The 13,219-nt window shown below is 31.4% G+C and carries 9 protein-coding genes; 4 read left to right on the forward strand and 5 right to left on the reverse strand.

The features are described from left to right. Positions 1–87: 87 nt before the first annotated feature. The 5 genes from N456_RS19245 to N456_RS19265 all read right to left on the reverse strand — a co-directional run bounded on the left by N456_RS19245 (position 88) and on the right by N456_RS19265 (position 8,081). Positions 88–2,166, reverse strand: a complete 2,079-nt coding sequence (locus tag N456_RS19245) for a PepSY-associated TM helix domain-containing protein (RefSeq protein ID WP_062060717.1) — start codon at positions 2,164–2,166, stop codon at positions 88–90. Then, the gene (locus N456_RS19250; RefSeq protein WP_062060720.1) at positions 2,166–2,468 is read right to left on the reverse strand and encodes a hypothetical protein; all 303 of its coding nucleotides are present in this window, start codon (positions 2,466–2,468) and stop codon (positions 2,166–2,168) included. Before N456_RS19250 ends, N456_RS19245 begins: the two co-directional genes overlap by 1 nt. A 2-nt stretch (positions 2,469–2,470) precedes the next feature. Further along, positions 2,471–2,803, reverse strand: a complete 333-nt coding sequence (locus N456_RS19255) for a hypothetical protein (RefSeq protein WP_062060725.1) — start codon at positions 2,801–2,803, stop codon at positions 2,471–2,473. 400 nt (positions 2,804–3,203) lie between these two features. Next, positions 3,204–6,863, reverse strand: a complete 3,660-nt coding sequence (locus N456_RS19260; RefSeq protein WP_062060728.1) for an AAA family ATPase — start codon at positions 6,861–6,863, stop codon at positions 3,204–3,206. Positions 6,864–6,872: 9 nt separating this feature from the next. Continuing rightward, complete coding sequence (locus tag N456_RS19265) at positions 6,873–8,081, reverse strand: exonuclease SbcCD subunit D C-terminal domain-containing protein (protein WP_062061149.1); 1,209 nt, start codon at positions 8,079–8,081, stop codon at positions 6,873–6,875. A 381-nt stretch (positions 8,082–8,462) separates the two neighbouring features. On the opposite strand from N456_RS19265, the gene N456_RS19270 reads away from it, so the two are divergent. Genes N456_RS19270 through N456_RS19285 form a run of 4 tightly spaced genes read left to right on the forward strand, consistent with a single transcriptional unit; the run spans position 8,463 to position 13,204 of the window. Further along, positions 8,463–9,212, forward strand: coding sequence for a hypothetical protein (locus N456_RS19270; RefSeq protein ID WP_062060731.1), 750 nt, complete (start codon positions 8,463–8,465; stop codon positions 9,210–9,212). Between the two features lie 54 nt (positions 9,213–9,266). Then, positions 9,267–10,538, forward strand: coding sequence for an MFS transporter (locus tag N456_RS19275; protein ID WP_062060734.1), 1,272 nt, complete (start codon positions 9,267–9,269; stop codon positions 10,536–10,538). 3 nt (positions 10,539–10,541) lie between these two features. Then, on the forward strand, positions 10,542–12,122 hold the full coding sequence (locus N456_RS19280) for a glycoside hydrolase family 3 protein (RefSeq protein WP_205410287.1): 1,581 nt from the start codon (positions 10,542–10,544) through the stop codon (positions 12,120–12,122). After that, positions 12,119–13,204 (forward strand): anhydro-N-acetylmuramic acid kinase, encoded by a 1,086-nt coding sequence (locus N456_RS19285; RefSeq protein ID WP_062060736.1) that lies wholly within the window; start codon positions 12,119–12,121, stop codon positions 13,202–13,204. Before N456_RS19280 ends, N456_RS19285 begins: the two co-directional genes overlap by 4 nt. Positions 13,205–13,219 lie beyond the last annotated feature (15 nt).

The raw sequence follows: 13,219 nt of genomic DNA on the forward strand, positions 1-13,219 counted from the left end.
AAATAGATAAGTTAGTATGCTATTATATTTTAAAACTTTTGATTATAAGTTAACAGACATCTTATAGCAATGTTTAGATATATCATTTTAATTCATAGTTGCATTTTCTTTTCTCCATTTGTTTAGGTTCATCACCAAAAAGACACTTGCAATCGCCATTAATAGTAAGATAAAGATTTCTGAGTAATTAGTCGCTTCATGTAGTATAGCTTCTATTACATGGTATATATTAAATAATGCTACTATACTCGCCCAGATAAATGATGCCCATCGAAACCATATTCTAGATAATTGTACTGTTAGTATGGCAAATAAAAATGCTAGTCCTTCCATTAAAATACGCCATTGATGTGCCCAGAATGGTGTTTCTCCTGTTGAGCCTTCTATAAATACTGATTCTTTAAAAAATACTGTGGCTAGTCCATAAATATGATGAAATATAAATCCTAGGATGATAAACATCCATAACATAATAATTTTTGTTCTCATGGGTATATAATTTTGATGGTTAGTTTCTGTCTTTGATGAGGTATTAATTGTTTCTGCTATCTTTTTAGCTTCTTCTGCTTGTAAGGCTGCTAAATTTTTATAATCTATTGGATTTTTGGTATAAGAGCTTTGTGTTTTTACTTGTGGTTGTATTTTTTTATAAAAAATAAGAGAAAGTGTGGCAATTATAATCCATAGAACATCGACTAGCAAGATATCGTATTGATGCTGTACATAGGTATTCCATATCCAATTGCTAGATACTATTCCATTAGCAATAGGAATCAAAAAACCAAAAATAGCTCCTAATAATAAGCTATACTTATTTGTTAAGTAATTGTCTCTTTTAAATCGGAAAAAAATAATCGCTACCAGCCATGTACTAAAATAGAAATAATAGATCGCAGTCTGCTTATCTACAAAATAACCATTAGATAATTTTACAAATAAAAATGATAATGCTGTTACTGGTAGCATAGACAAACAAATTGCCATATATATATGTCCTACCTTGGCTGTATATAGTCTTTGGCTAATGGACATACTTTTTTTATTACGAGTTTCGATCCAAATTAAAACCCCTGTAATAATAACAAAGCAGGTTATAAATGCTAGTATAAAGTAGACGATTTTTGTAGGAACACCTCCAAAATCTGCAAAATGAAGACGACTCAATACACGTTGTACATCTTCTGTATATGCTAATTCATTTGGGCTTTTTTCTTCTTTAATTGTTCCTGAAAAAGCATCTAAAACCGTACGACTTGTTCCTATAAAACGTTTGCTATCTTCTACTTCACTAAGTAAAACGTATTTCATATTAGTGCCTCCGTAGTTTTTAATAAATCCCATAGTTAAATGGCAGTCATCCCAACGAGTTACCGCATTTTTTGCAAAATCATTAAAACTAGGAACTTTTGTATCTGCTTTCGCTATCCATTCATCAGTCTGTCGTTCTGGTCGTAAGTCCGCCATTAGTTTAGCTTGATCATTGTTATATAAAGCATTGGCAGGAAGCAATACAAGAATAGTTAAACAAAAATAGGCTCCTGTTACGGCAAAAATAAACTGAAAAGGGAGTCCTATAATCCCAAGAGCTGTATGTGCATCTGCCCATACTCGTTTTAAAACAGCTCTGGGATTAAATGTATAAAAGTTAGGAATGATTTTTTTCCAATGTACAATAACTCCGGTAACAATAGCAAATAAGAAAAAGAAGGCTACAAAACCAGCAAGGTAGATCCCAATTGTAGGAAATTGTGCGAAAAAGTGTAGTCGATATAAAAATTCGCCTAAACTGTAATGTTCTGGATATGTAGTGGTATCAACTGAATTGATATCTACAGAGAAGTAATGGTATTGTTTTGCTTTTTCGGATGCTAAGGAGTCTTTACTCCCGCCCATGTAAACACTTATCTTATTACTTTTTTCTCCAAAATTAATTTGTAAATCTCTACCTATTAATTCATATTTATGATCTAGTTTTTTTAGAATAGTATCATAGTCTATATGCTCTCTTTCTATATAATCTATTGGTTCTCCTTCTTCCCATATTCTAATCTCATCTTTAAATAATGCAAATGCTCCTGCAAAAAATATAACGTATAGCGCAAAACTGATGATAATGCCACTAACGGTATGGGTATTAAAAAATACGTTGTAATTTCTTTTACTCATTATACAAAAGGATTATTTTGATTACCTAAATAGTAAATTCCTAAGAGTACTATAATAATTAAGATATAAATGCCCCATGCTTTCCATCCATTTTTAAATAAAAAGGGGACAATTAATAATCCACACCAAACTATAAAGAGTGTAAATATGGTCGTTACCAATACTTCTTTTGGGTTTGGTAGCCATAAGGACATACACATATGTAATAATGCACTAATAGCATAGCCTCCTAAAATGCCTGCTGAAATTTTAGCAAATTGCTGCCACGGTGATTTGGTTAAAAATTTAGGATTTGCTGGCATGATTATATAAAGATGATTTCTAAGATTAATACTAGAATAAGAAAAGGGAGTGTCGTTTTTATAGTAATAAAGTGTAGTGGATATAATATAATTACAAGCCCTAAAATAACCATTAGGGTAACAAACCAAATAAAGATTCCTGATCCTAGACCATAGTAAGCAATAGAAATTAGTAAACTTACTACCAAAAAAACAACGCCACTAATTTGGGTTATCGCATAATTGTCCTGAAACCAATTTTCTAATTTGGTAGTCGCTACTGATACTTTGTTTTTTGATGTGTTATATAAAAAAAATACAGCTAAAAAAACACTGAATATAATGACTGTAAACATTTTCAATTTTTTTATAAAAATGGCTCTGATCAGTTATTAATCTCTTTATACTTTTATTTTTGTACAAAAAAAATAATCCCAATACTAGTATCGGTGATCAGTACTTGTTATTCCATTTATCTGTTATCTATCCAATAAATGTATTCCGCGCAAAACTATTAAGATTTATTCTAAATAAAAATAATACTGTTGTTATTTTATGTTAAAACCTGAGTTAGATATAAGAGATACGTATTAATCTATTCATTTTTAGATTTTTAATGTATATCAAAAATAGATTGTTTTCTAAAGATTATTTCTAAAAACCAATCGATTTGGTGGTTTTTATGATTCTATATATTTATATAGAACTCTTGTTTAAATAAACTCGGGGATATATCTCCTGTAGAAAGTATATTGTCTATACTATAACCACTTTACTGACTCCATTGTTTTTTTTGTGTATCTGAATTTGAGTAGAGATGCGTTCTTTTAAATTTTCTACATGTGAGATAATCCCAATCATTTTTCCTTGTGCCTGCAAGGTTTCTAAAGTAGCTATGACACTTTCTAAGGTGGTAGTATCTAATGTTCCGAATCCTTCATCAATAAATAGGGAACCAATAGATACATTATGACTTGCGAGATCTGATAGTCCTAATGCTAGAGACAGACTAATTAAAAACTTCTCCCCTCCGCTAGAGGTATCCACCAATCTAGTTTCATCTGCTTGATAATGATCGACTAACATAAAGTTTAGTTCTTCTCCTGATTTATAGGTTTCTTGCATTTGTAGCGAATATCGTTTATTTAACTTATACAAATGGATATTCGCTAAATGAATGAGATTTTGTAGTGTAAGACGTTGTACATAGGTATTAAAAGCGTCTTTAGATCCTCCTATTAGATGTAGAAGTTGAACCCATTTTTGTACAATCCGTTCTTGTTTTGTTATCTCTGCTACAACTGTAGTATTACGTTCTTTTATTTGATTATCTACTAATAATCGCTCTTTTATACTTCCTATTTTGGTTAGCAACTCATCTTTGATTTGTACTACTGATTTTTTTTCTGCTATCGTTTGCTTTAGAGATATCTCAAAGTCTTTTTCCTTTTCTTGTTTAGCTATCGATGTATTGAGTCGTTCTTTTTGGGTATTTAATTCTAAATCCTTGTCCTCTATGGTTCTAAGGATAGCTTTGTATTTCGTTTCATCTGCTTCTATTAACAATGCTTTTTCTATATGTTCTCGAGAAGAAAAAAGTGTTAATTCAATAGCTTTTTGTAAGGTTTCTGTATCGGTAGATACTTTTATTTTTATTACTTTTCCTTCTCTTTTAACAACTTCATATTCTTTATGTAATGCCGTTAATCTCTGTTGCAATTCCTGAAAAGCAGTAGCTGATTTTTCTGCCTCAGTTTTTGCTTTTTCTATAGCTGTATTAAGTATAATTCTTTTATGCTCGGTAGTAATATCTATTGGTAATATTGTATTTCGATTAGTCTGATACTCTTGTAACTGGGCTTCTAATTGAGCAATTGTATCTTGTTGTTGACTATATTCTTTTGTTTTCTCTTCTAGCTGATTTGATGTTGTTTTTATGATTAAGATTAATTGAGATATGGTATTCTTATGACTGTCTAATTGTTTTTCTTTTTCTTTATAAGTAGCTACCTTAGTCTCTAAATCTGTAATAAAATGAGTTCCGTTTTCTATCGTCGGTAATTGCAATTGGTGTATTGCCAATTCTTGTTGTAAGTTGATTTCTATACTAGAGATTGCTTCTGTGATTTTTTCTTGATCCGCATGCTTATTTTGCAATTCTTGCTTACTGTTCTTTAGTTTTTCTTCTAATGTTGCAATTTCTTGTTGTAGTACTGCTATGCTATCTTTTTCTGAGTTGAGTACTTTAGATTTTGATTCTTTTTGTTGTTGTAAATTTTGTATCTCTGTAATAGTATCTGTAATGGTTTTTAGCTGAGTATTTATCATTGCTAAAGAAGCCTCTATAGGCTCTAAATCTTCAATCGTTGTTGTAGTCTGTAGGGCTATAAAATTAGTGTGATGTGTGTCTAAAGTAGTACGTATGTCTTCTTGCTGTGATAGTGTATCATTTAATGATACCTCTGTTTTGGCAATTTTGATCTTTAGCTCCTGATTTTTTTCCTGAAGTTGTGAGAGTATCTCTTTTCTATCTACTAGTATTTTTTGACTTTTGGATAGTTCTAATGTTTTATACGTATGTATATAGGGATGTTCTATACTCCCACATAAAGGGCAAGGTTCTTCTGAGACCAGTTTTTTTCGTTCTTCTTCAAAGGACTTTAGAGTATGCTCTAGATCTAGTATTTTTTCTGCATCTGCTACTGCTTGCTGTGCTTGTATATATTTTGATGTAGATAGATTAAGATCAGTAATATCTCTTTTTTTATTGGTCTGTAATGTCGCTATTTTTTGTTCTGACTCTTTTTGTTTTTTGACATCTATTTTATACAGTTTGGCAATTCGATGTGCATTAGTAATCGCTTCTTTTTGGTTTTTAAGCTTTTCTTGTTTAGCTAATATTGTTACTAGTTCATTAGTTGCTAATTTTTCTTCTACATTCTGAAGTGCTTTTTTGTAGTCATCAATAACTCTAGTTTGCTCACTAAACTGCGCTTTTTTTTGTTGTAGTATTACTTCTGTCTGTTCTAATTCATTCTGTTTTTTTAGAATGTCCTCTGTATATTTCTGTAGTTCCTCTTTTTTTCCTTTTCTAAGAGTGAGTTGTGTACTCCAATTCGTAATTTTTGTTTCTAGAAGCAGGTTTTTTTTATGTGCTGCCAGATAAGATTCTATTTCCTTGCTATTTTTTTCTATGCGTGTATAATCAATCTGATGATCTGCTATTGATTTTTTAAGAGTTTTTAATGCTTTTTCACCCTGCTGCTTTGTTTTTAAAAGGGTGTCTCTATTGGTTGCTATACTTTTAATATTCGCATCTAATTTGGTTACCTCATCTAATTTAGGTAGCCAAAGATCTCGTTTACGCTCTGTTTTGAGTACGTTTTCTTTATGTTGACTATCTTTTTCTTTTACTGCATCAAACTGTTTAGAGAGAGTATGGTATTCATTTTTAAGCTTTTGATAGTGTTGTCTTTTTTCTTCTAAAGTGGTTTCTGTCCGTTTTAATTCATCTACTTGCTCTTTAAATGGTTTTGCTTTTTGATGAGTTTCTAGTAACTGAATCGTTGACCTTTGTGCATCTTTTTCTTTTTGTAATGCTTCTATTTTCTGTTTTAGAATTTCTTTTTCTTTCTGTAATACTTCTTGATTAACATACCATTGTTCTATTTTGTTTAATTGCTCTAACTTTGGTGTAATTGCTAATATCTCAGCGGATAAGTTATTTTGTTCTTTTAATAATTCGGTACGTTGGAGATCCGATAATAAATCTTCGGTATTGATTTTAGATTTTATACTATCTAGATTTTTAGTTTCTTCTGCTTTTTTAGCTCCTATAGCCTCTCCTATTTTTTTATAGATTTCTTCTCCTGTAATTTGCTCTAATAATGTTCCTTTTTCTTTGGCACTTGCCGAAAGAAAGGCTGCAAATTCTCCTTGTGCTAACATCACAGACCTTAAAAACTGCTTATAGGTTAGCTGAGTTATTTTTTCTATTGCTATTTTAAATTCTGTTTTCTTTTCTGCTATTATTTTCTCGGAACTGAGATTTTTTAATCGAACTGTTTCATCTGGTCTATTTAGTTTCTTACCACTTTTACCTACTAATCGTATGTTCCACTGGGCTTCATATCGAACTCCTTTATTAGAAAATGTAACTCTAGAGAATGCACCTGTTGCTCCATAGCTTACTACATCTATTAAACCTGCTTTACTATTAGATTTATTAAATCGAGGTACTTCTTGATACAATGCAATGGTAATCGCATCCAAGATAGTGGTTTTACCTGCTCCCGTAGGTCCTGTGATAGCATATAAGCCTACATCCTGAAAGGTCGCCTCTTCAAAATCAATGATAATTGGAGTGCTGGATTGTAATGAGTTGATATTTTGTAACTCAATTTTTAGAATCTTCATAAGCTATACTTATTGTTCTTTAACGATTTGTACAATTTCCTGAAATGCATCCAAAAGATCTGGATGCTCTTTTAGATCTACTTCCTCTTCTTCGCATTTCTTTTTAAATACTTCTATAGGAGATAATTCCTTTACAGATTGCGAATAATCAATGAGCTGTTCTAATCCTTTTATTGTACGTTGGTCTTTCACAGTTATTTTTAACACCTTAAAATTACTATGTTCTACAGCCTTAGTTATTTCTGAATGATCTGCCCGAATACCTAAATTCTTATCTAATACTACCTCTACCCATGTGGTTAGGATATCGGCACTCGTATTAATTTCTTGTAGTTTAGCGATACATTCTTCTATAGTACCTTTTACTCTCAGTATTTTTCTAAATGTAGGTACAGTTACCTCTTCTATATCTTTAATTATATTGTTTTGAGTCTCTAGTACAATAACTTTCTTATCGTATCCGATTTCACTAAAACTAAGAATATTGGGAGATCCCGAATACCGAATATGGGTATAATCTCCTACAATCTGAGGGCGATGTAAATGTCCTAGCGCTACATAATCAAAGGTTTTAGGAAAATCTTCTGCTCCAATATGCCCTAGGGTACCTACATAGATATTTTGCTCACTATCTGATGTCGATCCCCCAATCGCAAATAAGTGTCCCATGGCTATAATCGGAGTATTTTCTTTTGCTAATGTTTTGCAATAAGTAGCTGCTGCTGCATAATGATTTACCAAAGCTGCTTTATAACGATCCGTAACTTGATCAAAGGTTTCTCCTGCTACTGCACGTCTGATATCCTGATCTCGTAGATAAGGAACAGCTGCAATAATAATTTGTTCTTCTCCTACGGTAAGCTCTAAAACCTCATCTTCAATATTTTCTGTAGCTTTACCCACTACATGCACCGATAAAGCTTGTAATAATGCTTTAGGAGCATTGATAGTACCAGGTGCATCATGGTTTCCTCCTGTAATTACGACATGACTACAGTTAGTCTGTTGTAAATTGATTAGAAAATCATAATACATTTTTTGACTTTGGGTAGAGGGTACTCCTGTATCATAGATATCTCCAGAAATTAATAGAATATCTATTTTATGTAGATCAATCTGGGTAGTCAACCATTCTAAAAATAGTAATTGTTCTTTATATTGGGAGTGCTCGTGCAAGCGATGTCCTAAATGCCAATCTGCAGTATGGAGAAGTTTCATTGAGGGAAACATGGTTTAATTGAACTATATGATGTTACATCAACTAAACCTCTACGTTTTCTAAAATCTACTTGTCCGTTTTTAGGTACATTGAAAGGTTTAATTGATAATACAAAGCTACAGATTAACTTTTTTAAAATTCTGAAACATTTCTGTTAAGTTCTGTTCTTTACCTTTTAGTACTAAGTTTTATATTAAATATGGAGCTATACGGTGTAATATTATATCTGGTATTCCTTAAAAAATTATATAACATGATCTAAATGAAAAATTATATAAGACTCCTCTTTTTGTTATATAACAATAGAAGCATATATTACGTTATGATTACTTTATTATAGTATAACTCTAAAAAAAGCTGTTATTAAACAAGCTCGATATATGAAATTTTTAACATCCATTCTTGTATTCCTAATCATATATCAGAGTTATGCTCAACAAAGAGAAAGCGCTAGTCCTAATAGATATCGATTTAGTTATAAATCCAATACCTATAAAGGTACAAGAGTAGAGATCACTACACAATTAAGAACATTAAAAAATAATTCTTGGTTTATAAATATTCCTAAAGAAAAACAGACTGTACTCAATACTTTATTTAAAAAAGTAAAAGAGCAGCCTATACCAAGATTATACCGAAAACGTGCCATCATATTTCTTGATGCCTTGTATGCTTATGAGAAGTTCTTAATACTATATGATAATGCTGTCTATGAAGTTATCCAAAACCTAAAACAAGACATGCGACGTCTCGATTTTAAATTCGAAAGGCAATATACAAAAGCCAAAAGAATACTAGATCGAACTCAAAAAGAAGATAAAAATAATGTCCAAAAAATAGGCTTCTTACAAAAAGAACTCCATGACAGTCAAATAAAATTAGTTAGTCATCGTTGGATGAAGAAAATAATTGAACGATATAACGGCATGGATGCTGTTAAAAAACCAGATAAATTCATTACAGAATTTAAAAAAATAGAAGCTATGAATGTTTTTATTATGATTGAAGAAAAAGAAATCGACAAAATCAATTCATACCTTGAAAATCAGATTATTGACTTTTTTTATAAAAAATCTATACCCGAAATAGATCCGGATAAACTTGAACTTGATTATATTGATAAAATATAAAAACTCAGTAATACTAATAATTTGTGAGTATCTTACTTACTATAAAAACAATTCATGACAGCATCAAATAAAGACAAAAATGCTTGGGCTTGGGTTCCTTCTTTATATTTTACCGAAGGATTACCTTATATCATTATTAGTACTGTTTCTGTAATAATGTATAAAAAATTAGGAATTAGTAATGCCGCTATTGGATTATATACTAGCTGGCTTTACTTACCCTGGGTAGTAAAACCCTTATGGAGTCCTTTTGTAGATATTAAAAGTACCAAGCGTCGTTGGTTTCTGGGAATGCAATTGATTATCGCAATAGCATTTTTAGTAGTAGGTTTAACAATTCCCACTACTAATTTCTTTGTTTTGAGTCTTTCATTTTTTTGGATTGCTGCCTTTGCATCAGCTACCAATGATATTGCATCTGATGGATTTTATTTAATTAGTCTTTCAGAAAAAAAACAATCTTTTTTCTTAGGTGTACGAAGCACATTTTATCGTCTAGCAATGATAACAGGACAAGGGTTAATTGTAGTACTCGCTGGTTTTTTAGAAAACCAATATGGCAATCATCAAACAGCGTGGTCATATACCATGATTATTACGGCAACTTTTATGATTATATTAACGCTGCTAAATCTCTTTACCACTCCAAAAATAGAAGAAAAGGATACTGCTTCTAAAGTAGAAAAAATAGATTTCTTAAGTGTTTTTAAAACATTTTTTCAAAAGAAACAAATCGGTATTGCCCTCGCTTTTATCCTTGTATATCGATTAGGAGAATCCCAATTAGTAAAAATGGCATCCCCCTTTTTATTAGATCATATAAAAGATGGTGGATTAGCGCTATCCACTACAGAGGTTGGTACTATATATGGTACTTTTGGAGTTATTGCGTTAACTATTGGAGGTATTTTAGGAGGTATTGTCATTTCTATGCATGGATTAAAAAAATGGATGCTCCCTATGATTCTAGCACTAAATCTCCCTAATGTATTGTATGTTTTATTAGCGTTCTGGCAACCTTCTTCTATTGTATTTGCTACTATAGTCGTCGTTATAGAACAATTTGGATATGGGTTTGGATTCGCTGCCTTTTTGATGTTTTTAATCTATATCGCAGAGGGAGTTTCTAAAACTTCTCATTATGCTATTGCAACAGGGTTTATGGCACTAGGGATGATGTTACCAGGTATGGTTAGCGGTTTTATTCAGCAAATTATTGGATATACCGGTTTTTTTATATGGGTAGTTATTGCTGTAATTCCTGTATTGATACTATCTCGATATATTCAATATCCTGAAAATTATGGAAAAAAAGATAGAAATTAAATAATGGAAAGCCCCACTCAAACAATGCATATGCCTAAACTATCAAAAATCGAAAAAATAGGTCAGCTTTTCTGTCCTGCAGCATTTATAAATGATACAGATCAGGAAGTAAAAGCAATTGAAAAATTAATATTAGATTATAAAGTAGGAGGTCTTACTTTTTTTCATAGTAGAGCTAGTGCGGCTACTAATTTTGAAGGAAAGAAAAAAGTTATTAGAAATGAAGATAGTTCTAAACGACTTGCCGAACTCATTACACACTATCAAAGTCTATCTTCTACTCCTCTATTAATAAGTATTGATGCAGAATGGGGCTTGGCAATGCGAGCAGAGAATACTCCACAATATCCTTATGCTATTACTCTGGGTGCAATCCCTAGTAAGCATACAGAACTAATCTATAATGTAGGGAAACAAATAGGATATGATTTAAAAAATATAGGGATTCATCTTAATCTGGCTCCTGTAGCAGATATAAATACCAATCCTAATAACCCTGTAATTGGATATCGTTCTTTTGGAGAGCATAAAAAACAAGTTACTGATCAGTCTCTTGCATTTTATAATGGGTTAAAAGCATCAGGAATATTAGGTTGTTTTAAGCATTTTCCTGGGCATGGCGATACAGAAGTGGATTCGCATTTGGGACTTCCTATAATCACTAAATCTAAACAAGAGCTATATGATCAAGAGCTATATCCATTTATAAAAGCAATCGCTTCAGGAATCGATAGTATATTAATAGGGCATCTGGCAGTTCCTTCTTTATCAAAAGGAAAAAGTATTTCTGCTACTTTATCAAAAGAAATTATCCAAGGAATACTACGAAAAGAATTAGGATTTAAAGGTGTCGTTATATCAGATGCCCTTAATATGCATAGTGTTTCTAAACTATATCCCGAAAAAGGAATACTAGAATGGAAAGCATTTGATGCTGGTAATGATATCCTCTGTTTTGCAGAACATGTAGAAGAAGGAATTCGTACTATAGAGAAAAATGCAACTGATCAACAAATTGAAGAAAGCGTTAGCAGGATACAAAAATTAAAAGAAAATACATCCAAAGAAACTACTTCTGACCATACTTTAAGTTTTGAAAAAACAGCCTCCATAAATCTTGATATCGCTAAAACATCGCTAACACATTACCAAATAGATAAAGAAAGTTTTCAAAAATTTATTACCGAGGATTTTGAAGCTATAGCTATTGGAAATACAAAGGATTGTATATTTTTTAAAGAAATTGAAAAGTTTAGACGTTTTAATAAAATTACTACAGATATTTCTACAGATTTTTCTAGTACTAATATCCTTATTGCCCTATTTCCTCCTTCTATAAAACCAATGCATAAATTTGGTATTGTACCAGAGCTATTACAAATGATTACTGAATTAAGTAAAACAAAAAATGTAATGCTATATCTATTTGGCAATCCCTATGTATTACAAATATTACCAACTAAACATATTAAAAACATAGTACTTTCGTATCAAAGTTTTGATACTTTTCAACAAGTAGCTGCTACTCACTTTCTTGGAGTACATCAAGCTATTGGCATATCGCCTATACAACTTCCTATATGATACCTATAAAAAACCAATACACCGTAATCGGCTTAATGTCAGGAACCTCATTAGACGGTTTAGACATTGCCTGTTGTTATTTCGAAAAGAAAAATAACCTCTGGACATATGCTATTCTTAATAAAGATAGTATTGATTATAAAGCTTCTTTTAAAGAGAAGTTACAAAGTACAATTACTATGACCCCTACAGCTTTATTAGCCTTTCATAATCAATACGGAAGCTGGTTAGGTGTTCAGGTAAAAAAATTCATCACTACACATCATTTACAAGTAGATTTTATCGCTAGTCATGGTCATACTGTTTTTCATCAACCAGAGATTGGGCTTACCTATCAAATAGGATCTGGGCAACATTTAGCTAATACCTGTAGTCAAAAAGTGATTTGCGATTTTAGAACTAATGATGTAGCTCTAGGAGGGCAAGGTGCTCCTCTTGTACCTATAGGAGATCAATTATTATTTAGTCATTATAATTTTTGCCTTAATCTCGGAGGGATTAGTAATATTTCTTTTGTTACCAATGGAAAAAGGATAGCCTATGATATTTCTCCTGCAAATATGGCTCTTAATTATATCTGCAATACCATAGGAAAAATATATGACAAAGGTGGAGAAATCGCCAGAACAGGCACATTAAATACTGCACTATTAAACACCCTAAATGGTTTAGCATACTATACTCTACCCTACCCTAAATCTTTAGGATATGAATGGTTTATAAAAACCATGATTCCTATCATAGACACTACTCAAGACTCTGTAGAAAACCTGTTACATACAGTAGTACACCATATTGCAGATCAGATTACTAATACTATTAAAAAAACTACAATAAAAAATGCTTCTCTATTAGTAACTGGTGGAGGAGCAAAAAATAAATTTCTTATTGAGATACTACAACAAAAACTAGAGGGCTACGCTACTGTTATAGTGCCCTCAGAAGATCTTATAGATTTTAAAGAAGCGCTTATTTTTGCATTTATGGGAGTATTACGAGCTAGAAATGAAACAAATTGTCTAAGATCCGTTACTGGTGCTAATAAAAATTCTTCTTCTGGAGTTATTTTTGAACCTTCGTAAAACTTATGTTTTTAT

Source organism: Aquimarina longa SW024, from assembly GCF_001401755.1.
Taxonomy (GTDB): domain Bacteria; phylum Bacteroidota; class Bacteroidia; order Flavobacteriales; family Flavobacteriaceae; genus Aquimarina; species Aquimarina longa.